The sequence below is a fragment of the Pseudomonas sp. 5.2 genome (genome assembly GCF_059025405.1).
Genome location: NZ_JBYBHH010000012.1, coordinates 107091 through 131482, shown reverse-complemented (window position 1 = coordinate 131482; position 24392 = coordinate 107091). Strand labels below are relative to the sequence as shown.

Below are 24392 nucleotides of genomic sequence, written 5' to 3'. Positions count from 1 at the left end.
TAGTGGCCCCAGTGCTTCAAGCCGAATGTGGACAACTTGTCGCACACCCTTCTTCAGCCTCTCCAAAAACCCTTCGCAAGCCATTGTTTCCACAGCCTTGTTTTACCCACGGATAATGTGGAGCCGCCTGTGGAAAACATGGGTGCACCTCGCTACAGCCCTTTGTATTCATGCCTTGCAGGGTGTTGATCATTTTTTGATCGCTTTGCCCTTGTGGATGATTTTTCACGGTTTTTTACTCACAGGCTGCTGCATTCGAGGCCTTGTAAAACCTGTGGGTAAGTCTGTGCAAAAACCTTGGACAGACCGCTGCAAGCGGCATGGTTGAAAGCCTTGCGCCATCACCTCAGAGATATCCACCGACCGTGGATCGCTGAAAGGGTTCCGCGAACTCGATAAGTTGCCCCCAATCCGTGGGGAAAGCCTTGTGGATAACGTGCGCATAGCTGGCGCGAAGCCCTCTGCTACGCGGCTTTGGCAGGTATGATCATTTTTTGACCAATGGCTTCAATGGCTTGCTGCCTGCGTGGTACGAAGGCATGCTGCAAACCCTGCCGAAAATAATCCACAGCGAGGAACACAGCATGACGTCCACCGTATTCATCACTGGCGCGACTTCCGGTTTCGGCGAGGCCACCGCCCGACGTTTTGCACAGGCCGGCTGGAAGCTGATCCTCACCGGTCGCCGCAAGGAGCGCCTGGATGCGCTGTGCGCAGAACTGTCAGCCCAGACCGAGGTGCACGGGCTGGTGCTCGATGTGCGCGACCGCAAAGCCATGGAGGCGGCCATCGGTAACCTGCCGCCTGGGTTCGATAAACTGCGTGGCCTGGTCAACAACGCTGGCCTGGCCCTGGGCGTGGATGCGGCGCAGAACTGCAGCCTGGACGACTGGGAAACCATGGTCGACACCAACATCAAGGGCCTGATGTACACCACGCGCCTGCTGCTGCCCCGGTTGATCGCCCACGGGCGTGGTGCGTCGATCCTCAACGTCGGCTCGGTGGCGGGCAATTACCCGTACCCGGGCAGCAACGTGTATGGCGGTACCAAGGCGTTCGTCGGGCAGTTCTCGCTGAGCCTGCGTTGCGACCTGCGCGGCACGGGCGTGCGCGTCAGCAACATCGAGCCGGGGCTGTGCGAGAGCGAGTTCTCGCTGGTGCGTTTCGGTGGCGACCAGGCCAAGTACGACGCCACCTACGCAGGTGCCGAGCCGATCCAGCCGCAGGATATTGCCGAGACCATCTTCTGGATTCTCAACCAGCCGGCGCACATCAACATCAACAGCCTGGAGCTGATGCCGGTGAGCCAAGACTGGGCAGGGTTCTCGATCGATCGGTCGGTCAAGTAGTTGAATGCATCAAAGGGGCGGCCCGGATTGCCGGTTCGCCCATGTGAGGGGAGTTTACTTCGGGATGTAAGAAAGATAAGTGCGATCTTTTGGAATGATACCCAGCTCTTGCAGGACATCATTTATCCCGTCATGACGACCGAAATCTTCACGTACAGCTTTGTTGCCAGTGATACGGCGAAGGCTAAGCAGGTAGCTCAACTTGCCGTGGGCTGAGTAATCGAAGTTGTCACCTCGATTGGCGATGTCTAATGCCGCCTTGTTGATTTCCTCTTCTAGGTATTGCGCGAATGCTTGCTTGCTCATTTGGTGAATCCGTTGAATGAATGAGGCGCGATAATAGGAAGACTGTGCATTCGCAGGTCAGCAGGAAGCTTTTCCCTTAAAGCCATGTGCCATGCTTGCTTCGAGGCATGTTGCCAAGTGGTAGGGGGTTGTAGAAGGCATATCGTGTCGACTGACATCTCCCCCTCCATCCCGGCACTCGTACCAGCCGCCGTCATGCAGGAAGCGCAGTTGCATCGCCTGCAACTGCGCAGCCAGCTTTGCTTCATTATTCGACCGCAACGTCAGTGCTCGCAGATACTCTGCCTGGGCCCAGATCCGCTGCGTCGCATCGATCACTTTGCCATCCACGTCCAGCATTGCCAGCACGGCGGCATCTTTCACACCGTACTGTTCCGCATAGCTGAATGCTCGGTCGATGGACGCATGCAACGGCGTACCGCGCAGCAGCGCCGAGGTTTCTAGCAGGTAGTACCACTCGAACTGATGCCCCGGCTCGAACCAGTTATCCACAGTGCCGCGCGGTTTTTCCAGCATCAGGCCATGCTGCGGTTCGATGAACTGCGCCTGCAGGGCCTCGCACAGGTGCAGCAGGGCCTGCTGCACGCCTTCATCCTCACGCACGGCAAGCACCTGCAGGAACGCTTCGGCCAGGTGCATCTGCGGATTCTGCAGCGGGCCGCTGCCCAGGACGGACCAGTCTTCACCGAGGCTCGCCTCGTACAAGCCGTCGTCGCGGGCGAACTGCTCGCTGACGATTTCCAGCGCAGCGTTCAGTGCAGACTCCACCAGGCTCTCGCGAACCTTGCCCCAGTAATGGGCGCAGGCAAACACGATGAACGCATGGGTGTAGAGGTCTTTGCGGCGGTCCAGCGGCTTGCCTTCGGCATCGATGCTGTAGAACCAGCCACCGTGCTCGGCATCGTGAAAATGCCGCTGCAACGAACGGAACAACGCCGCCGCTCGCGCTGCCGCGCCGGGTTGCTCGATGCGGCTGCTGAACAGATACAGTTGGCGAGCGCAGGCCATCGCCCGGTAGCGTTGCACGGGCAATGGCCGGTGCTGGGCGTCCAGGGCTTCGAAGGGCAGGGCCATTTCGTCGTTCCAGCCCGGGCCTTGCCACAGCGGCACGATACGCTCGGCGAAGTGCTGGTTGAAACGGGCCAGTTCGGGCGGAGTGGGGCGGGGGTCGGACATGAAAGCGCTCGTCACAATCGGGCAGTGCGCCATGGTAGCAGAACTGGGGTTTTGGGTTGTTTACACGGGCCTCTTCGCGGGCAAGCCCGCTCCCACAGGTGATCGAGCTGCCCTTGAAAGCGGTGCCGTTCGTGTGAGGGCAACTGTCTTGTGGTGATTATTCCGGCCTCTTCGCGGGCAAGCCCGCTCCCACAGGTGCGGCGCTAGCCTTTGAGGCTACACAGTTCGTGTGGGAGCGGGCTTGCCCGCGAAGAGGCCCGCATAGCCAACAGATCAGCTCGGGTTACCCAAGCCTTGCCAATGGCGTGCGCCGACGAAGATGAAGCGCAGCTGCTGGGTGATCTTTTCCTGCGCGGTCAGGGCCTGTGGATAACCCGCGTCGGGGCTGTCGATCAGCTCCGGCAGGGTGGCAAACACGGTCTTCACCACCAGATCGGCCATTACCGCCAGTGCCGCAGCGTCCAGGTGCTGCCAGCGCTTCATGCGCGCCAGGTCGGTGGCCAGGTCGTCGCTGATGTCCTGGCGCAGGCGGGCAATCGCCTGGCGGACCGCCTGCGAGCCCCCGTATTGCTCACGGGCCAGGAACAGGAACTGGGCGCGGTGGGCGGCGACCACGTCGAGGAAGATGCGTACCGAGGCGTCGGTAATGCCACCAAATTCAAATTCGTTCTGGCGCACCAGGCGGATGGTCTGGCGGAAGGTGGTATCGACCTCGGCCACCAAGGCCAGGCCTAGTGCGTCCATGTCGGGGAAGTGCCGGTAGAAACCGGTCGGTACGATACCCGCCGTTTTCGCCACTTCGCGCAGGCTGATGCTGCCGAAACCACGGCCACTCTCCATGAGCTGGCAGGCGGCATCAAGCAGGGCCTGGCGGGTCTGTAGCTTCTGTTCGGCGCGCGGCAGCATGGGGGCAGGATTCTGTGTCGGTCGAGGCTGGGCACTCTAGTTAAAAAAACGAAGCCCGGTCAATGGACCGGGCTTGGAGGTGAGCAGGCAATGTGCTGCAGGTTGTTCTTTTCGGCCATGGCGATCAGCTCACACGGCTGAGTTCAACCAGGCGATCCGAGCCACCTTCAGCTACGCGGCCAGAGCGTTCGATCAAACGGTCGGCACCGCCTTCGGCGACTTGGCCAGCACGCTCGATCAGGCGATCGGAACCACCTTCGGCAACCCGGCCAGTGCGCTCGATCAGGCGATCGGAGCCACCTTCGGCTACGCGGCCAGTGCGTTCGATCAGGCGATCGGAGCCACCTTCGGCTACACGGCCAGTGCGTTCGATCAAGCGATCCGAACCGCCTTCGGCAACGGTTTTCAGAGGCTGGGCGACTTCTGCGGCGCTGGAACGCGATTCGGCGGTCAGGTGCTGTTCAGCGGCCGGCAGGGCGAACGCGTTGGCAGCAAGCAGGGACAGGGTCAGGGTCAGCAGGTGGCGTTTCATGATTTCGGTGCTCCTCTGGGGGGCTGGAAAGTGGGTACGGAGCCAATGCTACGCCCGGGAACGCCAGAGAAAAGTTCATAAGGATAATGGTAACAATCGACAGCATTGATAGAGGCTGCTGATGGCTCTAGTGCAAGTGTCTTGAGGTGGGTGATGGCTTTTTGACTTCACGCTTTAGGGCCAGGGTAACGCCCTTGCCCAGCGCAAATGCTGAACAAGAAGCCAGGAAAAACTTCGCTATCATGGCGCCACGGATAAAACCCAGCGGGTTTTCATCAGTCCGAGTTAATGAGTGCCATCGGCGCCCGCTTTGTGCCATGCCGTCAGGAGAATCACGCAATGACGCGACCCGCCAGAATCCTCGTCTGGACCCTTGCCACCCTGTTGACCCTCGTGGCGATACTGGTGGTGGTAATCGCCACCTTCGACTGGAACCGCGTCAAGCCGTTGCTCAACGAGAAGGTATCCGAAGCCCTGCACCGGCCGTTCGCGATCAATGGCAACCTTGCCGTGCAGTGGCGGACCGAACCTGAAGAAGGTGGCTGGCGCGCGTGGGTGCCCTGGCCGCACTTCATTGCCGAGGACCTGACCTTGGGCAACCCCGTTTGGCTCAAGGAGCCGAAAATGGTTGGCCTCGAGCGGGTGGAGTTCCGCCTGGCGCCGCTGCCGCTGGTGTTCCAGCAGATTGTCATCCCCCGCATCAACCTGACCAAACCGACGGCCAGCCTCACTCGCCTGGCCGACGGACGCGCTAACTGGACCTTTGACTTCGGCCCCAAAGACGAAAACGCGGAACCCTCGAAATGGCAGTTGGACATCGGGGCAATCGGTTTTGACCAAGGCAACGTCAGCCTCGATGACCAGACCCTGAAGACCAGCATGAAGGTGCAGGTCGACCCACTGGGCAAGCCGATCCCGTTCAGCGACATCGTCGGCAAGGCGCGTGCCGAAAAAACCGGCGGCGCCCAGGACTACGCGTTCGGCTTCAAGGCCCAAGGCCGCTACAAGGGCCAGCCAGTGTCCGGCACCGGCAAGATCGGTGGCCTGCTGGCGCTGCAGGACGCCAGCCAACCGTTCCCGTTGCAGGCCGATGTGCGCATTGCGGATACCCACGTGGTGCTCGCCGGTACCCTGACCGACCCGCGCAACCTCGGCGCGCTCGACCTGCGCCTGCGCCTGTCCGGCAATAGCCTGGGCAACCTTTACCCGTTGACCGGCGTGACCCTGCCGGACACTCCGGCTTATGCCACCGACGGCCACCTCAGCGCCAACCTGCATGCCGAGCAAGGCGCCACGTTCAATTACCAAGGGTTCAATGGCAAGATCGGCGACAGCGACATCCACGGCGACTTGGCCTTCGTGGCCAGCCAGCCACGGCCCAAACTCTCCGGCAAGCTGGTCTCCAACCAGCTCTTGTTCAAGGACCTGGCGCCGCTGATCGGTGCCGACTCCAACGCCGAGCAGAAGGCCCGCGGCGGGGCCAGCAAGCAGCCGACGGGCAAAGTGCTGCCGGTGGAGGAATTTCGCACCGACCGTTGGCGCGCCATGGACGCCGATGTCGAATTTGCCGGCAAGCGCATCGTCCACAGTGAGCAATTGCCGTTCAACGACCTGTCTGCCCACGTGATTCTCGAAGACGGCCTGCTGCGCATGGCACCGCTGCGCTTTGGCGTGGCCGGCGGCAACCTGGCTTCCAGGATCCGCCTGGATGGCCGCAGCGTACCCTTGCAAGGCCGTGCACAGCTGACTGCGCGGGGCTTCAAGCTCAAGCAACTGTTCCCCACCTTCGCACCGATGCAGACCAGTTTTGGCGAGCTGAACGGCGATGCCGACATCACCGGCCGCGGCAACTCGGTGGCGGCACTGCTGGGCACGGCCAATGGCGACCTGCGCATGTTGATCAACGATGGTGCAGTGAGCCGCAGCCTGATGGAAATCGCCGGGCTGAACGTGGGCAACTACGTGATTGGCAAGTTGTTCGGTGACGAGGACGTGCAGATCAACTGCGCGGCGGCCGATGTCGGCATCAAGGATGGGCTGGCGACGACACGCCTGTTCATCTTCGATACCGAGAACGCGATCATCTACATCAACGGCACGGCGAACTTTGCCAGCGAGCAGCTTGACCTGAAGATCACCCCGGAGTCGAAAGGGCTGCGGCTGTTCTCGCTGCGTTCGCCTTTGTACGTGCGCGGGCCGTTTGCCAAGCCCAGTGCCGGGGTGCAGGCAGTGCCATTGGCGTTGCGTGGCGCGGGGATGGTGGCGTTAGGGGTGGTCGCGGGGCCGGCGGCGGGGTTGCTGGCATTGATCGCGCCGAGCAGTGGGGATGAGCCTAATCAGTGCACGCCGTTGTTGCAGCAGATGAGGGCGGGCAAGGCGCCGACTGAGGTGAAAGGCAAGAAATGAGTGAAGGGGGCCGCTTTGCGGCCCATTCGCGGCACAAGGCCGCTCCTACAGGAGATCGCATTCCCCTGTGGGAGCGGCCTTGTGCCGCGAACGGGCTGCAACGCAGCCCCGTGCGATTACAGCCCTTGCAGCAAATCGGACATATCGTCCGCGTGCTCTTCTTCCTGCGCCAGGATGTCTTCAAAAATACGGCGCGTGGTCGGGTCGCTATCACCAATGTACTGAATGATCTCGCGGTAGCTGTCGATCGCAATGCGCTCGGCCACCAGGTCTTCCAGCACCATTTCTTTCAAGTTGCTACCTGCCACGTACTGGGCATGGGAATTCTTGGTCAGGTTGTCCGGGTTGAAGTCCGGCTCGCCACCCAGCTGGACAATCCGCTCGGCCAGCTTGTCGGCATGCTCGGCTTCCTGGTTGGCATGCTCCAGAAACTCTTCGGCTGCCACGCTGGCCTTGATACCGCTGGCCATGAAGTAGTGGCGCTTGTAACGCAGCACGCAGACCAGTTCAGTGGCCAGCGACTCATTGAGCAGGCGCAGGATCTCGGTACGGTCGGCGTGGTAACCCTCGGTCACCGCGCCTTGCTCCACGTGCTGACGGGCACGTTCGCGCAGGGTTTTCACATCGGTCAGTTCAACGTTGCTCATGGTTATCTCCAAACGAATCAGGACGGGGGGTCAAGTGGTAACGAAGGCTCACGCGCCGTGGACGGCGTCGCTGTCCTCTTGTCGTTGTTTGCACGTCTTGAAGCCCTTGGCGTCGACATGGCCGGTGGCGTCGAAACGCACGTAGTAGGGCTGCTGCTTGCCGTCGCGGTTGAGGATGTAGTCGTTGCAGGTGCCCCCGTGCGGCAGGTCGATCACGTTCGACGGGCTGCCGCCGATGGCAATGACCTTCTGCATGGTCATGCCGTGCTCGACCTGCTTGACCAACGGTTCGTCACGGTAGGTGACGTAATCCACCGGGTTTTCCGGGCGGCTGCCGCAGGCGGCCAGGGTTGCACTGGCCAGAAGGATTGCCAGGGTCTGCTTGTACATGGTCCCGCTCCTTGCTCAAGGGTCTGTTCTGGTTTGGAACCGCACGGCGCGCCAGGAGTTCGATTGCGATGGTCATCGAAGCCGCTGTAGTGTGGGCCGTCGTCCACGGAGAGGGGCAGGGCAATGGGGCAGGAACTGGCTACGCGATACCCTGTGGTGCTGGTGCCGGGCATGCTCGGCTTCGTGCGGGTACTGCTTTATCCCTACTGGTTCGGGATCGTGCCGGCCTTGCGCAAGGGCGGCGCGCAGGTGCATGCCGTACAAGTGTCGCCGTTGCATTCCAGCGAAGTGCGCGGCGAGCAGTTGCTGGCGATCATCGAAGGCATCTGCCAGCGCAGCGGCGCGGCCAAGGTCAACCTTATCGGCCACAGCCAAGGCGCCTTGGATGCGCGCTATGCGGCCGCCAAACGGCCCGACCGGGTGGCTTCGGTGACGTCGGTGGCGGGGCCCAACCATGGCTCCGAACTGGCTGACCACCTGGAACGCACAGCGCCTGGCGATTCACCCCAAGGGCGCATGCTCAAGGCGGTGCTGCATGGCGTGGCCGTGCTGCTGGTGTGGCTGGAAACCGGTTGGCGGCGCGACCCGCTGCCCATCGACGTGCACGCCTCGCACCAGTCGCTGACCAGCGACGGGGTGGCGCTGTTCAACCAGGCTTATCCACAGGGCCTGCCCGACACCTGGGGCGGTGAAGGGCCCGCGCAGGTCAACGGCGTGCGCTACTACTCCTGGTCAGGCACCTTGCAGCCTGGCCTGACTGACCAAGGGCGCAACCGCTTTGACGGCAGCAACCGCTTCTGCCGCTTGTTCGCCCGCAGCTTCGTCAAGGAAAAGGGCCATTGCGACGGCATGGTCGGGCGTTTCAGCTCGCACCTGGGGCAGGTGATCGGCGATGACTACCCGCTCGATCACCTGGACATCGTCAACCAGTCGCTGGGGGCAGTCGGCAAGGGCGCCGAACCGGTGCGGCTGTTCACCGAACACGCCGCCCGGCTCAAAGCTGCGGGGCTATGACGCGGCGGCGCACCGGTGTGGTCCAGCGTTCGGCAAGGATCACCCCGGCCAGGGTCAGCAGGCCGCCGATCAGGTGATAGCGGGCCAGTTGTTCATCCAGCACCACGGCGGCGATCAGCGCGGTGACCAGCGGCAGCAGGTTGAAGAACAGCGTGGTACGGCTTGGCCCCAGGCGGTGCACGGCCTGCATCCATACCAGCGGCGCGATCATCGAAGCCAGCACGCAGGCGTACAGCACCAGGCCGACGTTGTGGGCGTTCAGGCCGGTCTTGTCCGACAGCAGGAACAACGGCAGCAGCACGATGATAGCCACCAGCACCTGCAGGTACAGCAGCTGCAAGGGCGGCAGGCGCAATTGCCATTTCTTCAGCAGGAAGCTGTACAGCGCGTAGGCCAGGGTGGCCACCAGCATCAGCAGGTCGCCGCTGTTCAGGCCCTGTTCCAGCAGCGCCCCGGGGTGGCCGGCGGAGACCACCTCGAGCACGCCGAAAAACGACACCAGGGCGCCGATCAAGGCGCCGAAGGTCAGGCGCTGGCCGAGCCAGGCAATGGACAGGGCCAGCGACATCAACGGCATCAGCGAGAGAATGATGCCCATGTTGGTGGCGCTGGTGATGCTGGCGGCGAAGTACGCCAGGCTCTGGTACAGGGCCATGCCCAGCACGCCGAGGACGAAGACCTTGCCCAGGTGCGGGCGGATGGCGGCGCGGTTGCGCCACACGGCCGGTAGCAGGAAGGGGGTGAACAGCAGGCCGGCCAGCAGCCAGCGATAGAAGCCGATCTCGGCAGGGTGGATGGCACCGGCCGACAGCTTGGTGACGACGGTGTTGCCAGCCCAGATGAGGATGGCGAGCAGGGGGAAGGTGTAGTTCATGTCGCGGTTACTCGGTTTGGCAAGGTTGGGCCTGCTTTGCAGCGCGCAGTTTGCAGGCAGCGCTGTACCTGTAGGAGCGGGCTTGCCCGCGAAGGCCTGCACAACAGGCCCCGATAGCCCGGTATTATCCGCTGTCTGTTCGCAAGCCTATACTTGTATCCAGACAGCCCACCCTTTGAAGCAGACAGCATGCCGCGCAAATACCTCGACATCCCCGGTTTCGACCAACTCCCGGCGCCGGTGTACTTCCGCCATGACGAATTTGGCGCCGACACCCACAGTGCGCCACACCGCCACGCCTGGGGCCAACTGAACTACGCGGCCCACGGCGTCATGCACCTGGACGTCGAAGGCCAGCGCTTTCTCTCGCCGCCGCACTACGCCGTCTGGGTGCCGCCGGGCACCGAGCATGGCTGTTACAACCCCCAGGCCATCGTCTACCGCTCGGTCTACCTGGCGCGCAGCCTGTGCGCCGACCTGCCGCAACAACCGTGCAGCCTGGTCATCAGCGACATCCTCAAGGCCATCCTTGGCGACTTCGCCCGGCGTGACCTGAAGGTGGCGCAAGATGAACGCGACCAGCGCCTGGTGCAGGTACTGCTCGACCAGTTGCTGCTGGCCCCGACCCAAACCTGCTACCTGCCCTTCGCCCGCAGCGAGGGCCTGGGCCAGGTGCTCGACGCTTTGAGCCACGCCCCGGGTGACAACCGCCCGCTGGCCGACTGGGCCGCGCAGGTGCATGTCAGCGAACGTACCTTGGCCCGCCAGTTTCTTCGCGAACTGGGCATCAGTTTCGGTGAATGGCGCCTGCGCCTGCGCTTTTTACGCGCCATCGAGGCGCTGGAAGCGGGCTTGCCGATTCAGGCCATTGCCTTCGACCTCGGCTACAGCAGCGGCTCGGCCTTCATCGCCATGTTCCAGCGCCAGGCCCACTGCACGCCGGAGCAGTACCGGCGCCAGTCGCGGGCTGAGCTGTAAAAATTCTTGTCTACACTCAGTGGCACCACCGCGCATCGGGCGCGGAAACAGGGAGACCACTCCATGAAGCTGTTGCAAATGCCACTGCTGGTGTTGGCTGTGTTGTTCAGCGCGCAAGGGTTCGCCGCCACCGCGCAACAGGAAAAGATGACCTCGTGCAACGCCGACGCCACCGCCAAAGCGCTCAAGGGCGACGAACGCAAGGCGTTCATGAGCAACTGCCTGAAGAAGAGCGTGCCTGCCACCCAGCAGGAAAAGATGAAGACCTGCAACGCCGACGCCAGCACCAAGGCACTCAAGGGTGATGAGCGCAAAGCGTTCATGAGCGACTGCCTGAAGAAGAAATGACCTGCGCCTATGCCTGTAGGACGAAGGCTGGCAGACTGCGGGTCTTTTCCGTTGTCTGCCCCTGAGGCTGTATGACTTTCACCCCCCGCCAGGTCACCCTGGCCAGCTGGATCATCGTGTTTGCCGGCCTGCTGCTGGCGTTGCCCCTGAAGTTGCTGCCGAGCCTGCTTGCCGGTTTGCTGGTGTTCGAACTGGTCAACATGCTGACGCCACGGCTGCAGCCGTTGATCGCCGGGCAACGTGCGCGTTGGCTGGCCGTGGCCCTGCTCGGCACGTTGGTGGTCACCACCCTGACCCTGCTGATCGCCGGCGCGTTCAGCTTCCTGCTGCACGAGGCAGAAAACCCCGGGGCTTCGCTGGACAAGTTCATGGCCCTGGTCGAGCGGGCCCGTGGGCAGTTGCCGCCGTTCATCGAAGGCTACCTGCCGGCCAGTGCCGCCGAGTTCAAAGTGGCCATCGGTGACTGGCTCAAAAGCCACCTGGGTGAGCTGCAACTGGTGGGCAAGGGCATGGCGCACATGTTCGTCACCTTGCTGATCGGCATGATCCTCGGCGCCATCGTTGCCCTGCAGCGCATCCCTGACATCTCGCGGCGCAAGCCGTTGGCGGCAGCGCTGTTCGAACGCCTGAACCTGCTGGTGCAGGCGTTTCGTAACATTGTCTTCGCGCAGATCAAGATTTCGCTGCTCAACACCACCTTCACCGGCATCTTCCTGGCCGTGGTGCTGCCGCTGTTCGGTGTGCACCTGCCGCTGACCAAGACACTGATCGTGCTGACCTTCCTGCTCGGGCTGCTGCCGGTGATCGGCAACCTGATGTCCAACACCCTGATCACCATTGTCGGGTTGTCGTTGTCGATCTGGGTGGCGCTGGCGGCGTTGGGCTATCTGATCGTCATCCACAAGGTCGAGTATTTCCTCAACGCGCGGATCGTCGGCGGGCAGATCAGTGCCAAGTCGTGGGAACTGTTGTTGGCGATGCTGGTGTTCGAGGCGGCCTTCGGCTTGCCGGGGGTGGTGGCGGGGCCGATCTACTATGCCTACCTGAAGAGTGAGCTGCGGCGGGTGGAGCTGGTTTAACCCGTACTGGCCTCTTCGCGGGGCGAGCCCGCTCCCACAGGATTACCTACAGCACAGCGGCAATGGTGATCCTGTGGGAGCGGGCTTGCCCCGCGAAGAGGCCAGCGCAGGCTATAGAGGTTTATCAGATCGAGCCGTACCGCTTACGCGCCTCAATCGCCAACCCGCTACCAATGCTGCCGAAGATGTTGCCTTCCACATGCCGGGCATTGGGCAGCATCGCTGCCACGCTGTTACGCAGCGCCGGAATCCCGCTCGAACCCCCGGTGAAGAACACGGTATCCACCTGCCCTTCGCTGACGCCCGCCTTGTTCAGCAGCTCGCTGACGCTGCCGCGCACGCGTTCCAGCAGGCCTTCGATCGCCGCTTCGAACACGGCACGGGTCAGTTCCGCTGTCAGCTCCGGCTCTACCCGGCGCAGGTCGATATGGCGGCTGTCGTGCTCGGTCAGCTCGATCTTGCTGGCTTCCACTTCCATCGCCAGCCAGTGGCCGGCGCGCTGTTCGATCAGCTTGAACAGGCGGTCGATGCCCAGGGTGTCTTCGATGTCGTAGCGCATGTTGCCCAAGGCCAGCTGCGACTTCTGCGAATACAGGGCGTTGATGGTGTGCCAGGTGGCCAGGTTGAGGTGATAGCTGGTCGGCATCAGCGCGCCGCTCTTCATCCGGCTGCCATAGCCGAACAGCGGCATCACGCCCTGCAGGCTCAGTTGCTTGTCGAAGTCGGTACCGCCAATGTGCACGCCGCCGGTGGCGAGAATGTCGCTTTGGCGTTCGGCCACCAGGTGGCGCTCGGGCGACAGGCGGATCAGGGTAAAGTCGGAGGTACCACCGCCGATATCGACGATCAGTACCAGCTCTTCACGGCTGATGCTCGACTCGTAGTCGAAGGCTGCGGCAATCGGTTCGTACTGGAACGACACGTCCTTGAAGCCGATCTTGCGTGCCACGTCGGCCAAGGTGTCCTCGGCCTCCTGGTCGGCGGCCGGGTCTTCATCGACGAAAAACACCGGACGGCCCAGCACCACCTGGTCGAAGCTGCGCTCGGCGGCGGTTTCAGCGCGCTTTTTCAGCTCGCCGATAAACATGCCCAGCAGGTCCTTGAACGGCAGGGCGCTGCCCAGCACGCTGGTGTCGTGCTTGATCAGCTTGGAGCCGAGCAGGCTCTTGAGCGAGCGCATCAGGCGGCCTTCGTAGCCTTCCAGGTATTCGTGCAACGCCAGGCGACCATACACCGGGCGACGCTCCTCGATGTTGAAGAAGACCACCGAAGGCAGGGTGATCTTGCCGTCTTCCAGGGCGATCAGCGACTCAGTACCAGGGCGGTGCCAGCCGACCGTGGAGTTAGAGGTGCCAAAGTCGATGCCCAGGGCGCGGGCCGGGGATACGTCAGACATGGGAAAAGGGCTTCCGGAGGCAAAACGGCCGCGCAGTTTATGCCAGTTGGCAAGAGAATCAAGACCAGTCGTCTGCCATGCAGCAATCCCAAGTGGGCCTTGAAAGGCTATGCTTGACCCCTATCTTCAGTTGCAACACGCAATTTCACATTGGTGATCCACAGATGGACTTCAAAGACTATTACAAGATACTCGGCGTAGAGCCCACGGCGGATGACAAGGCGATCAAGGCCGCGTACCGCAAGCTGGCGCGCAAGTATCACCCCGATGTCAGCAAGGAGCGCGACGCCGAGGACAAGTTCAAAGAGGCCAACGAGGCCTACGAAGTGCTGGGCGACGCGCAGAAACGTGCCGAATTCGACGAAATCCGCAAGTACGGCGGCCAGCATGGCCGGCCGTTCCAGGCGCCGCCGGGCTGGGAAAACCGGGGCGGTGGTGCGGGCGGTGGTTTTGAAGGCGGCGACTTCTCCGACTTCTTCAGCTCGATTTTTGGCGCGCGCGGGGGCAACCCCTTTGGTGGCGCCCGGCAACAGCGCAGTGCAGGCAGGCGAGGGCAGGACGTGGAGCTGGAACTGGCGGTTTTCCTTGAGGAGACCCTGAGCAAGGAATCCAAGCAGATCAGCTTCCAGGTGCCGCAAACCAATGCCGCCGGGCAGCGCACCGGGTTCACCACCAAGACCCTGAACGTCAAGATCCCTGCCGGGGTGACCGACGGCGAGCGCATTCGCCTCAAGGGCCAGGGTGCGCCGGGCAGTGGCGGCGGGCCCAATGGCGACCTGTTCCTGACCATCCGCATGGCACCGCATCCGCTGTTCGATGTCGAAGGTCATGACCTGATCATCACCGTGCCGTTGGCACCGTGGGAGGCTGCGCTGGGCACCAAGGTGGCGGTGCCGACCCTGGATGGCAAGATCAACCTGACCATCCGCCCCGACAGCCAGAGCGGCCAACGCCTGCGGGTACCGGGCAAGGGCCTGGCCAACAAGCACGGCGAGCGCGGCAACCTCTACGCGCAGCTCAAAGTGGTCATGCCGACGGCATCCGACGAGTCTACCCGTGAACTGTGGGCCAAGCTTTCCGAGAAGGCCGCATTCAACCCGAGGGCACAATGGAGTAAGTGATCATGAGCAGCACCTTGATCGTTCAACTGGACATGCGCACCCTCTGCCAGGAGGCCGATATTACGGCCGACTACGTGATCGAAATTGTCGAACACGGCATCGTCGAACCCTCTGGGCGAACGCCCGAGGATTGGTTGTTCGACGATCAGGCGCCGCTTTTGGCCAAGCGTGCGGCGAAGCTGCACCAAGAGTTGGAACTGGAGTGGGAAGGCGTGGCGCTGGCGCTGGAGCTGCTGCAGGAAGTGCAGCAGTTGCGCAGTGAGAACAGCATGCTGAAGCAGCGCTTAGGTAGGTTTATCCAGATGTGAGTCTGTCTGCCTGCACCGACCTCTTCGCGGGACAAGCCCGCTCCCACAGGTACCGCACTGAATCAGATTACAGTGGGGTACCTGTGGGAGCGGGCTTGCCCCGCGAAGAGGCCGGTACAGCCAGCACAATACTTAAGCGGGCTCAGCCCCCGGGTTCAGCACCAGTTGCATGAAGGTCAAATCCAGCCACCGCCCAAACTTCACCCCCACCTGCGGCATCTGCCCGGTCACCACGAACCCCAGCCGCTCATGCAGGCGTACCGACGCCGCATTGCCACTTTCGATCGCTGCCACCATCACGTGCTTGCCACAGCCCCGCGCACGCTCGATCAACGCGGCCATCAACACCGGCCCCAAACCCTTGCCGCGCTGGTCGCCACGGATATACACCGAGTGCTCGACGGTATGGCGAAAACCCTCGAACGGCCGCCAGTCGCCGAACGATGCATACCCCAGCACGCCGGTCTCATCCACCGCCACCAGTATCGGGTAGCCCTGTTGTGCCCTGGCCTCGAACCAGGCCTGGCGGTTGGCCAGGTCCACCGGGGTCTCGTTCCAAATCGCCGTGGTGTTGCGCACGGCGTCGTTGTAGATGTCGAGGATGCCCGGCACGTCGGCGGGCAAGGCGTCGCGGATTTCGTGGCTCATTGCAGCGTCTCACAAGGTCGATGGGCGCAGATTAAATGGTTACCAGCCCGCGTACACCCTCGGCTTGCATGTTTTCACCACGCCCACGCTGGATGATTTCGCCACGCGCCATCACCAAGTACTGGTCGGCCAGTTCCTCGGCAAAGTCGTAGAACTGCTCGACCAGCAGGATGGCCATGTCGCCACGCTCGGCCAGGCGCCGGATGACCGCGCCGATTTCCTTGATCACCGAGGGCTGGATGCCTTCGGTGGGCTCGTCGAGGATCAGCAGGCGCGGGCGGCTGGCCAGGGCACGGCCAATGGCCAGTTGTTGCTGCTGGCCCCCGGACAAGTCGCCGCCGCGGCGCTGTTTCATCTGTTCCAGTACCGGGAACAGCTCGTAGATGAAGGCGGGTACTTCGCGGGCCTCGCGGGCGGGAAAGCGCGACAGGCCCATCAGCAGGTTTTCTTCCACGGTCAGCCGCGGGAAGATTTCCCGGCCTTGCGGCACGTAGGCGATGCCGGCGTGGACCCGTTGCTGGGGCTTGAGCGTGGTGATCGGCTTGCCTTCCCATTCGACGCTGCCTTCGCGGGCGGCGACCAAGCCCATCAGGCAGCGCAGCAGGGTGGTCTTGCCCACGCCGTTGCGGCCCAGCAGGCAGGTGACTTCGCCAACCTTGGCTTCGAAGGACAGGCCGCGCAGGATGTGGCTGCCGCCGTAGTATTGGTGCAGGGTGTCAATCTTGAGCATGTCATGTCCCTGAGTTTTTTGTTGTGGCTGCACCGGCCCCTTCGTGGGGCAAGCCCGCACAGGTTCACCACAGTTTTCGGATGGAGTGATTCCCCTGTGGGAGCGGGCTTGCCCCGCGAAGAGGCCGGTGCAGGCTGTTTGAATCATCGGCCCAGGTACACCTCGACCACGCGCTCATCCGCCTGCACCTGCTCCAGCGACCCCTCCGCCAGCACGCTACCTTGGTGCAGCACGGTGACATGGTCGGCAATGCTCCCGACAAACCCCATGTCGTGCTCCACCACCATCAGCGAATGCTTGCCGGCCAGGCCCTTGAACAGTTCGGCGGTGAACTCGGTCTCGGCGTCGGTCATGCCGGCCACCGGTTCATCGAGCAGCAGCAGTTGTGGCTCTTGCACCAGCAACATGCCGATCTCCAGGAACTGCTTCTGGCCGTGAGACAGCAACCCCGCCTGGCGCTGCGCCAGGGATTGCAGGCGCAAGGTGGCGAGCACCTCGTCAATGCGCTGCTGTTGCTCTCCACTCAACCGCGCGGCCAGGCTGGCCCACACCGACTTGTCAGTCTTCAGGGCCAGCTCCAGGTTCTCGAACACGGTCAGTGCTTCGAACACCGTCGGCTTCTGGAACTTGCGGCCGATGCCGGCCTGGGCGATCTGGTATTCGCTCATGCGGGTCAGGTCGAGGGTGTCGCCAAAGAAGGCGCTGCCGGTGTCGGGGCGGGTCTTGCCGGTGATCACGTCCATCATCGTGGTCTTGCCAGCGCCGTTGGGGCCAATGATGCAGCGCAGTTCACCGACGCCGATGTACAGGTTGAGCGCGTTGAGGGCCTTGAAACCATCGAAGCTGACGCTGATGTCTTCCAGGCTCAGCACCGTGCCATGGCGGGTGTCCAGGCCCGCTGTACGGCGGCTGCCCAGGCCGATGGCGTCGCGGCCGGCGCCGAGGTTGTCGAACACCGGTTCAAGCATGAATTCTGGATGCACAGGGGGCACGCCTCTCATGGTTGGCTCCTTTTCTTCAACAGACCGACCACGCCCTTGGGCAGGTACAGGGTGACGAGAATGAACAGCGCACCGAGGAAGAACAGCCAGAACTCCGGGAAGGCCACGGTGAACCAGCTCTTCATGCCGTTGACCAGGCCAGCACCAAGTAGCGGGCCAATCAACGTGCCACGCCCGCCAAGGGCGACCCACACGGCGGCTTCGATGGAGTTGGTCGGCGACATCTCGCTGGGGTTGATGATGCCCACCTGAGGCACGTACAGCGCACCGGCAAGGCCGCACAGCACGGCGCTCAGCACCCACACCAGCAGCTTGAAACCGCGTGGGTCGTAGCCGCAGAACATCAGGCGGTTTTCGGCGTCGCGCACGGCGGTGAGCAGGCGGCCGAATTTGCTTTGGGTCAGGCGCCAACACAGGTACAGGCTGGCCAGCAGCAGGCCGACAGTGAGCAGGAACAGCACCGCGCGGGTGCCTTGCGCGGCGATGTCGAAGCCCAGGATGGTGCGGAAGCTGGTGAAGCCATTGTTGCCGCCAAACCCGGTTTCGTTGCGGAAGAACAGCAGCATGCCGGCAAAGGTCAGGGCCTGGGTCATGATCGAGAAGTACACGCCCTTGATCCGCGAACGGAAGGCGAAAAAGCCGAACACCAGTGCCAGCAGGCCCGGCGCCAGCACCACCAGGCATAGCGCCCAGGCAAAATGCTGAGTACCGGCCCAATACCAAGGCAGTTCGGTCCACGACAGGAAGGTCATGAAACCCGGCAGCCCGTCCCCGGCGGCCTGGCGCATCAGGTACATGCCCATGGCGTAGCCGCCGAGGGCGAAGAACAGGCCGTGGCCCAGCGACAGCAGCCCGGCATAGCCCCAGACCAGGTCCAGGGCCAGGGCGACGATGGCATAGCAGAGGATCTTGCCGACCAGTGTCAGGGTGTAGGCCGAAACCTGCAGGGCATGGTCCGCCGGCAATAACGACAGCAGCGGCAGGGCCAGCAACAGCAGGACGACGACAGCGCCGATGGCCAGCGACAGGCGCGGCCCGGCTTTTTGCGAAGCGGTGACAAGCAGTGGCTGGTTCATCAGTCGATTACCCGTCCCTTGAGGGCGAACAGGCCTTGCGGGCGCTTCTGGATGAACAGAATGATCAACGCAAGGATGAGGATCTTGCCAAGCACCGCGCCGATCTGCGGCTCCAGCAGCTTGTTGGCGATGCCGAGACCGAAGGCGGCCCAGAGGCTGCCAGCCAGTTGCCCGACACCGCCGAGCACCACCACCAGGAACGAGTCGATGATGTAGCTCTGGCCAAGGTCCGGGCCGACGTTGCCGACCTGGCTCAAGGCCACGCCACCCAGCCCGGCGATGCCCGACCCTAGGCCAAAGGCGAGCATGTCGACGCGCCCGGTGGACACGCCACAGCAGGCGGCCATGTTGCGGTTCTGGGTCACTGCGCGCACGTTAAGGCCAAGCCGCGTGCGGTTGAGCAGCAGCCAGGTGAGCAGTACCACCGCGAGGGCGAAGCCGATGATCACCAGCCGGTTGTACGGCAGCACCAGGTTGGGCAGCAGTTGGATACCGCCGGACAACCACGCCGGGTTGCTGACTTCGACGTTCTGCGCGCCGAACAGCAGGCGGATGGCCTGGATCAGGATCAGGCTGATCCCCCAGGTCGCCAGCAGGGTTTCCAGTGGGCGGCCGTAAAGGTGACGGATCACCGTGCGCTCCAGCGCCATGCCGACCCCGGCGCTGACGGCGAAGGCCACGGGCAGGGCGATCAGCGGGTAGAACTCGATCGCGCCGGGGGCGTAACGCTGCAGCAGCACCTGGACCATGTAGGTGCTGTAGGCCCCGAGCATGAGCATCTCGCCATGGGCCATGTTGATCACCCCGAGCAGGCCGAAGGTAATCGCCAGGCCCAGGGCTGCCAGCAGCAGGATAGAACCCAGCGACAGGCCGCTGAAGGCTTGGCCGAGCAGTTCGCCGACCATGAGTTTGCGTTTGACCTGGGCCAGGCTGGTTTCAGCCGCCGTGCGCACGGCGGCGTCGCTTTCGACGCCGGGCTGCAGCAGCGCTTCCAGGCGTGTACGGGCGACCGGGTCGCCGGTCTCGCCCAGCAAGCGCACGGCGGCCAGGCGTACGGCAGGTTCGCTGGCACCCAGTTGCAGGTTGGCCAGGGCCAAGCCCAGGGCTGCGTGCACCGCTGCGTCCGGTTCGCTGGCAAAGCGCCGGTCGAGGAAGGCCATCTGTGCGGGTTGCGCGCTCTTTTGCAGTTGCTGGGCAGCGGCCAGGCGAGTGTCGCTGTTGTCGCTGAGCAACTGGTGGCTGGCCAGGGCGTTGTCGATCAGGCTGCGCAGGCGGTTGTTCAGGCGCACCTTGCGGGTGTCGCCCTCGGCGATGCGGCCTTGGCGCAGGTTTTCCAGCAGCGGCAGGCGCGCGGCATCGGGTTGGGCTGCCCAGCTTTCGAGCAGGCGGGCTTGCTCGGCAGGCTTGGCGGTGAGGAAGAATTCGCCCTCGCTGGCCTGGGTTGCCAGGGGCAGCAGGAGCAGCAGGGTGAGCAGGAGTCTGAGCATGCGGGTAATCCTGGAAATCGGCGGTGGATTCTTCGCGGGGCAAGCCCGCTCCCACAGTGAACCTGTGTAAAGCGATCTCTGTGGGAGCTGGCTTGCCGGCGAATGGGCTGCAAAGCAGCCCCAGTGCACTCAGTTACCTTTCACCGCATAGTCAGGGCGTTTGTCGTTGCCCGGAATGAACGGGCTCCAAGGCTGTGCCCGCAGCGGCTGCTCGGTTTCCCAAACCACACTGAACTGCCCGTCATCCTGGATCTCGCCGATCATCACCGGCTTGTGCAGGTGGTGGTTGGTCTTGTCCATGGTCAGGGTGAAGCCGGACGGTGCCTGGAAGCTCTGGCCAGCCAGTGCCTCGCGCACCTTGTCGACATCGGTGGACTTGGCTTTTTCAGCCGCCTGCGCCCACATGTGAATGCCCACATAAGTGGCTTCCATCGGGTCGTTGGTCACCGCCTTGTCGGCGCCCGGCAGGTTCTTGGCCTTGGCGTAGGCCTTCCAGTCGGCGACGAACTTCTGGTTGACCGGGTTATCCACCGACTCGAAGTAGTTCCACGCGGCCAGGTGGCCCACCAGCGGCTTGGTGTCGATGCCGCGCAGTTCTTCCTCACCCACCGAGAACGCCACCACGGGCACGTCGGTGGCTTTCAGGCCTTGGTTGGCCAGCTCTTTGTAGAACGGCACGTTGGAGTCGCCGTTGACGGTGGAGATGACCGCCGTCTTGCCGCCCGCGGAGAACTTCTTGATGTTGGCGACGATGGTTTGGTAATCGGCGTGGCCGAACGGGGTGTAGACCTCTTCGATGTCCTTGTCGGCCACGCCCTTGCTGTGCAGGAAGGCGCGCAGGATCTTGTTGGTGGTGCGCGGGTAGACGTAGTCGGTGCCCAGCAGGAAAAAGCGCTTGGCGCTGCCGCCTTCTTCGCTCATCACGTATTCCACGGCGGGGATGGCCTGCTGGTTAGGCGCGGCGCCGGTGTAGAACACGTTCGGCGACATCTCTTCACCCTCGTACTGCACCGGGTAGAACAGCAGGCCGTTGAGCTCCTCGAACACCGGCAGCACCGATTTGCGCGACACCGAGGTCCAGCAGCCGAACACCACGGCGACCTTGTCCTGGGTCAGCAGCTGGCGGCTCTTTTCGGCGAACAGTGGCCAGTTGGACGCTGGGTCGACCACCACCGCTTCGAGCATCTTGCCGTTCACACCGCCCTTGGCGTTGATCTGGTCGATGGTCATCAGCGCCATGTCCTTGAGCGACGTTTCGGAAATGGCCATGGTCCCGGACAGCGAATGCAGGATGCCGACCTTGATGGTCTCGGCGGCCTGGATGCTCCAGCTAAGACCCATCGCCGCAATCGATGCGCTGAGGGTAAAGGCCTTGATCAGACTGCGACGCTTCATGTGCTCTCTCCGCTGAGATTTTTATGGTGTTGGCCAAGCGGGAGGGGCGTTGCAAGGGGTGTGCCGAGTGGCGGAAGGTGCGTAATAGAGGGGGTGTGCGAGGTGTTGGGGCGTTTGCAAGGTCCAGGTTGGTGCCTTGCAGATGTGTGTGCACAGGATTGGGGCTGCAAAGCAGCCCCATGCGGCATCAGCCGTTACGCACCGCCGTGCGCGGATGGCGTTTGCTGCGCACACCTTGGTAGGTCACTGCCAGCAGCACGAACCATATCGGCGTCACCAGCAGCGCTGCGCGGGTGTCGTCTTCCAGGCTCAGCAGCACCAGAATGCCGGCAAAGAACACCAGGCACACGTAGCACATGAAGCGCCCGCCGGGCATTTTGTACTTCGACGCCTGGTGCAGTGCGGCGCGGCGTTTGCGGTAGCTGAGGTACGACAGCAGGATCAGCGTCCAGACGAACATGAACAGCACCGCCGACACCGTGGTGACCAGGGTGAACGCCTCGACCACATCGGGCACCAGGTAGATCAGCACCGCGCCCAACAGCAGGCAGGTGCACGAGAAGTACAGGCCGTTGGCCGGCACGGCGCGCCGCGACAGCTTCTCGAACGCGCGGGGGGCATCGCCTTCCTGGGCGAGGCCGAACAGCATGCGGCTGGTAGAGAACACGCCACTGTTGGCCGACGAGGCGGCCGAGGTCAGCACCACGAAGTTGATGATGCTGGCTGCCGCTGGCAGGCCGGCCAGCACGAACAGTTCGACGAATGGGCTCTTGCCTGGCACCACATCGCGCCACGGGGTCACGGCCATGATCGCGATCAGCGCCAGCACGTAGAACACGATGATACGGATCGGGATCGAGTTGATGGCCCGTGGCAAGGTGCGCTCGGGGTTCTTCGCTTCCGCGGCCGTGGTGCCGACCAGCTCGATACCGACGAAGGCGAACACGGCAATCTGGAACCCGGCGAAGAAGCCCATCAGGCCATTAGGGAACATACCGCCGTCATTCCACAGGTTGGCCAGTTGCGCGGTGCGCCCGCTCGGCGATTCGAAGCCGCTGATGACCATGTACAGGCCGGTGGCGACCAGGCCGAGGATGGCGACAATCTTGATCAGCGCGAACCAGAACTCGAGCTCGCCGAACATCTTCACGGTAACCAGGTTCAGCGACAGCAGCACCGCCACGCAGGTCAGCGCGGGTATCCACTGCGGCAGGTCGGGGAACCAGAATTGCGTGTAGGCGGCAATCGCGACCACGTCGGCGATACCGGTGACTACCCAGCAGAACCAGTAGGTCCAGCCAGTGAAGTAGCCGGCCCAGGGGCCGAGCAGGTCGGCCGAGAAGTCGATGAACGACTTGTAGTTGAGGTTCGACAGCAGCAATTCGCCCATGGCGCGCATGACGAAGAACAGCATGAAGCCGATGATCATGTAGACGAAGATGATCGACGGGCCGGCGAGGCTGATGGTCTTGCCCGAGCCCATGAACAGGCCGGTGCCGATCGCGCCACCGATGGCGATGAGCTGAATGTGACGGTTGGTCAGGTTGCGCTGCAGATGCTGCTCTTCAGCGGGCGGGGAAGAGGTCCGGGTCATTGGCTGCATTCCATTGAGGGTCAGTCTTTTTGTGAAAGCCGAGTAGGCTAACACGGGCGTCCCAATTCGGGGCGCGACAGATCGACACGACCTTTGCGGTGCAGCGTTGTACCTATTGCCGGCCTCTTCGCGGGCAAGCCCGCTCCCACAGGTATTGTGTTGCGCTTGAGAAGCACGTCACCCTGTGGGAGCGGGCTTGTCCCGCGAAGAGGCCGGCAACAGCGCAGCAAGTCTCAGGCGCTGGCCAGCACTCGGCGCCTGCGCACCACCAGGCTATCGACCAGCCACATCACCACCATCGACACCCCCACCAGCGGGAACATCACCCCCAACACCACCATCACCGCAACCGCCGTCTTCCAGCGCGGCAGGTCATGGCGCAGCGGCGGCACTCCCAGCCCGCCAGCCGGCCGGCGTTTCCACCACATCACCAGGCCACTGACCGAACCCAGCAAGATCATCAGGCACACCAGCAGAATGATGACCTGGTTGAACGCCCCGAACATCTTGCCCTCATGCAGCATCACGCCCAGCTCGGTGGCACGCGCAACCGGGCTGTAGTCCTGCCAGCGCACGTCGGCCAGCACCTTGCCGGTGTACTGGTCGACATGCAGGGTGGCATCGTTGCGCGGGTCGTCGGCGAATACCGCAACGGTGAACACGCCGTCGGCCGTGGTCGGCAAGGTAATGCTGTAGCCCGGTTCGACCTGGCGCGCAGTGGCGATGTCCTCGACCTGCTGCAGGCTCACCTGCGGCGCTGCCGGGGCATTCGACATCATGTGATGCCCGGCATGTTCGGCATGGGCGCCGGACTGCGGCATGGGGGTGTTTTCCATTGCCCAAGGCACGGTCTGGCGATGGGCGCTGTTGAGCTCACCTGCCTGCTGATCGGACTTGGGTACGTCGTTCCACATCGCGGCCGGGAAGCGGTTCCACAGATCGGCGTATTGCTTGCCCCACAGGCCCGTCCAGGTCATGCCACTGAGCAGCATCAGCAGCAGCAGGGCCGAGCCCCAAAACCCCGTCACCGCATGCAGGTCACGCCACAGCAGCCGACCGCGTGCGGAAAAACGCGGCCACAGCACGCCCGCGCTGTTGCGCCCACGTGGCCACCAGAGGTACAGGCCGGACACCACCAGCACGATGCCCCAGCCTGCTGCCAGCTCCACCAGGCGGTCACCGACCGTGCCGACCATCAACTCGCCGTGCAGGGCACGGGCTATCGCTTGCAGGTTCTGCTTGCCGTCCTGCGCACCGAGCAGCTTGCCGCTGTAGGGGTCGACGAACACGTTCAGTTCACGGCCGCCGTCATGCACCACGAACTGCGCGCTGCGTTCGGCATTCAGGGGCGGCAGGTACTGCCCCACATGGCCTTGCGGATACGCCTGGCGTACCTCGGCCAGCATCACATCCGCGGCCTGTCGGTGATGGCCGGCTTCGACCACCATCAGGTCGCGGTACAGCAGCGGGTCGAGCTGCGGCTTGAACAGGTAGATGATCCCGGTGATCGCCAGCAGGATCATGAACGGGGCGACGAACAGCCCCGCGTAAAAATGCCAACGCCAGGCCAGGTTGTAGAAAGAGATGCGTGTTCCGCGCATGGGAACCTCCTGTTTGACCAGGTGAGGGGC

24 protein-coding genes are annotated in these 24392 nt (G+C 63.1%); 8 read left to right on the top strand and 16 right to left on the bottom strand.

The features are described from left to right. Positions 1 to 584: 584 nt before the first annotated feature. Positions 585 to 1349, top strand: coding sequence for an SDR family oxidoreductase (locus AC5PZ0_RS18905; RefSeq protein WP_493855502.1), 765 nt, complete (start codon positions 585 to 587; stop codon positions 1347 to 1349). A 54-nt stretch (positions 1350 to 1403) separates the two neighbouring features. Here AC5PZ0_RS18905 and AC5PZ0_RS18900 read toward each other — a convergent pair whose 3' ends face one another. The 4 genes from AC5PZ0_RS18900 to AC5PZ0_RS18885 all read right to left on the bottom strand — a co-directional run bounded on the left by AC5PZ0_RS18900 (position 1404) and on the right by AC5PZ0_RS18885 (position 4269). Continuing rightward, on the bottom strand, positions 1404 to 1655 hold the full coding sequence (locus AC5PZ0_RS18900) for a hypothetical protein (RefSeq protein ID WP_493855501.1): 252 nt from the start codon (positions 1653 to 1655) through the stop codon (positions 1404 to 1406). A gap of 57 nt (positions 1656 to 1712) precedes the next feature. Further along, the gene (locus tag AC5PZ0_RS18895; RefSeq protein ID WP_493855500.1) at positions 1713 to 2831 is read right to left on the bottom strand and encodes an AGE family epimerase/isomerase; all 1119 of its coding nucleotides are present in this window, start codon (positions 2829 to 2831) and stop codon (positions 1713 to 1715) included. A gap of 273 nt (positions 2832 to 3104) precedes the next feature. Then, on the bottom strand, positions 3105 to 3737 hold the full coding sequence (locus AC5PZ0_RS18890) for a TetR family transcriptional regulator (protein WP_027592554.1): 633 nt from the start codon (positions 3735 to 3737) through the stop codon (positions 3105 to 3107). 124 nt (positions 3738 to 3861) lie between these two features. Continuing rightward, a complete protein-coding gene (locus AC5PZ0_RS18885; protein WP_493855499.1) occupies positions 3862 to 4269 on the bottom strand; it encodes a phage infection protein in 408 nt (135 codons plus the stop codon). A gap of 339 nt (positions 4270 to 4608) precedes the next feature. Here AC5PZ0_RS18885 and AC5PZ0_RS18880 point away from each other — a divergent pair, with 339 nt between their 5' ends. After that, positions 4609 to 6675, top strand: coding sequence for an AsmA family protein (locus tag AC5PZ0_RS18880; protein WP_493855498.1), 2067 nt, complete (start codon positions 4609 to 4611; stop codon positions 6673 to 6675). A gap of 116 nt (positions 6676 to 6791) precedes the next feature. Here the strand turns inward: AC5PZ0_RS18880 and AC5PZ0_RS18875 are convergent, their stop codons facing one another. Together AC5PZ0_RS18875 and osmE are read right to left on the bottom strand one after the other, a co-directional pair. Then, positions 6792 to 7322 (bottom strand): ferritin-like domain-containing protein, encoded by a 531-nt coding sequence (locus AC5PZ0_RS18875; RefSeq protein WP_027592557.1) that lies wholly within the window; start codon positions 7320 to 7322, stop codon positions 6792 to 6794. 48 nt (positions 7323 to 7370) lie between these two features. Further along, positions 7371 to 7712 (bottom strand): osmotically-inducible lipoprotein OsmE, encoded by a 342-nt coding sequence (gene osmE / locus AC5PZ0_RS18870; RefSeq protein ID WP_027592558.1) that lies wholly within the window; start codon positions 7710 to 7712, stop codon positions 7371 to 7373. 123 nt (positions 7713 to 7835) lie between these two features. Here osmE and AC5PZ0_RS18865 point away from each other — a divergent pair, with 123 nt between their 5' ends. Beyond that, positions 7836 to 8726, top strand: a complete 891-nt coding sequence (locus tag AC5PZ0_RS18865) for an esterase/lipase family protein (RefSeq protein WP_099430567.1) — start codon at positions 7836 to 7838, stop codon at positions 8724 to 8726. Here AC5PZ0_RS18865 and AC5PZ0_RS18860 read toward each other — a convergent pair. Next, positions 8707 to 9600, bottom strand: coding sequence for a DMT family transporter (locus AC5PZ0_RS18860; RefSeq protein ID WP_493855497.1), 894 nt, complete (start codon positions 9598 to 9600; stop codon positions 8707 to 8709). The two genes, AC5PZ0_RS18865 and AC5PZ0_RS18860, sit on opposite strands and share 20 nt — an antisense overlap. 189 nt (positions 9601 to 9789) lie before the next feature. Here AC5PZ0_RS18860 and AC5PZ0_RS18855 point away from each other — a divergent pair, with 189 nt between their 5' ends. The 3 genes from AC5PZ0_RS18855 to AC5PZ0_RS18845 all read left to right on the top strand — a co-directional run bounded on the left by AC5PZ0_RS18855 (position 9790) and on the right by AC5PZ0_RS18845 (position 12005). Then, complete coding sequence (locus tag AC5PZ0_RS18855; protein WP_099430565.1) at positions 9790 to 10578, top strand: AraC family transcriptional regulator; 789 nt, start codon at positions 9790 to 9792, stop codon at positions 10576 to 10578. Between the two features lie 63 nt (positions 10579 to 10641). Then, positions 10642 to 10926, top strand: a complete 285-nt coding sequence (locus AC5PZ0_RS18850) for a PsiF family protein (RefSeq protein WP_027592562.1) — start codon at positions 10642 to 10644, stop codon at positions 10924 to 10926. A gap of 71 nt (positions 10927 to 10997) precedes the next feature. Then, positions 10998 to 12005: an AI-2E family transporter gene (locus AC5PZ0_RS18845; RefSeq protein WP_027592563.1), complete on the top strand. Its 1008-nt coding sequence runs from the start codon at positions 10998 to 11000 to the stop codon at positions 12003 to 12005. 124 nt (positions 12006 to 12129) lie between these two features. Here the strand turns inward: AC5PZ0_RS18845 and AC5PZ0_RS18840 are convergent, their stop codons facing one another. Next, positions 12130 to 13401 carry an Hsp70 family protein gene (locus tag AC5PZ0_RS18840; protein WP_085272321.1) on the bottom strand — a complete coding sequence of 424 codons (1272 nt, stop codon included), beginning with the start codon at positions 13399 to 13401 and terminating at the stop codon, positions 12130 to 12132. 164 nt (positions 13402 to 13565) lie between these two features. Between AC5PZ0_RS18840 and cbpA the strand changes: the two genes are divergently transcribed. Both cbpA and AC5PZ0_RS18830 read left to right on the top strand, forming a co-directional pair. Next, a complete protein-coding gene (gene cbpA / locus AC5PZ0_RS18835) occupies positions 13566 to 14522 on the top strand; it encodes a curved DNA-binding protein (RefSeq protein WP_099430563.1) in 957 nt (318 codons plus the stop codon). 2 nt (positions 14523 to 14524) lie between these two features. Beyond that, positions 14525 to 14830, top strand: coding sequence for a chaperone modulator CbpM (locus AC5PZ0_RS18830; RefSeq protein ID WP_027592566.1), 306 nt, complete (start codon positions 14525 to 14527; stop codon positions 14828 to 14830). Between the two features lie 132 nt (positions 14831 to 14962). Here AC5PZ0_RS18830 and AC5PZ0_RS18825 read toward each other — a convergent pair whose 3' ends face one another. The 8 genes from AC5PZ0_RS18825 to AC5PZ0_RS18790 form a co-directional block, all read right to left on the bottom strand. Next, positions 14963 to 15478 (bottom strand): GNAT family N-acetyltransferase, encoded by a 516-nt coding sequence (locus AC5PZ0_RS18825; protein WP_186677396.1) that lies wholly within the window; start codon positions 15476 to 15478, stop codon positions 14963 to 14965. Between the two features lie 31 nt (positions 15479 to 15509). After that, on the bottom strand, positions 15510 to 16208 hold the full coding sequence (gene urtE / locus AC5PZ0_RS18820) for an urea ABC transporter ATP-binding subunit UrtE (RefSeq protein ID WP_027592568.1): 699 nt from the start codon (positions 16206 to 16208) through the stop codon (positions 15510 to 15512). Between the two features lie 143 nt (positions 16209 to 16351). Then, entirely contained in the window at positions 16352 to 17209 is an 858-nt protein-coding gene (urtD, locus tag AC5PZ0_RS18815; protein WP_027592569.1) for an urea ABC transporter ATP-binding protein UrtD, read from the bottom strand. Further along, positions 17206 to 18285 carry an urea ABC transporter permease subunit UrtC gene (gene urtC, locus AC5PZ0_RS18810; protein WP_027592570.1) on the bottom strand — a complete coding sequence of 360 codons (1080 nt, stop codon included), beginning with the start codon at positions 18283 to 18285 and terminating at the stop codon, positions 17206 to 17208. Before urtC ends, urtD begins: the two co-directional genes overlap by 4 nt. Then, a complete protein-coding gene (urtB, locus tag AC5PZ0_RS18805) occupies positions 18285 to 19772 on the bottom strand; it encodes an urea ABC transporter permease subunit UrtB (protein WP_099430559.1) in 1488 nt (495 codons plus the stop codon). Before urtB ends, urtC begins: the two co-directional genes overlap by 1 nt. A 129-nt stretch (positions 19773 to 19901) precedes the next feature. After that, positions 19902 to 21167 carry an urea ABC transporter substrate-binding protein gene (gene urtA / locus AC5PZ0_RS18800; RefSeq protein WP_027592572.1) on the bottom strand — a complete coding sequence of 422 codons (1266 nt, stop codon included), beginning with the start codon at positions 21165 to 21167 and terminating at the stop codon, positions 19902 to 19904. A 187-nt stretch (positions 21168 to 21354) separates the two neighbouring features. Continuing rightward, on the bottom strand, positions 21355 to 22761 hold the full coding sequence (gene cycA / locus AC5PZ0_RS18795; RefSeq protein WP_027592573.1) for a D-serine/D-alanine/glycine transporter: 1407 nt from the start codon (positions 22759 to 22761) through the stop codon (positions 21355 to 21357). A gap of 233 nt (positions 22762 to 22994) precedes the next feature. After that, a complete protein-coding gene (locus tag AC5PZ0_RS18790; protein ID WP_493855496.1) occupies positions 22995 to 24362 on the bottom strand; it encodes a PepSY-associated TM helix domain-containing protein in 1368 nt (455 codons plus the stop codon). Positions 24363 to 24392 lie beyond the last annotated feature (30 nt).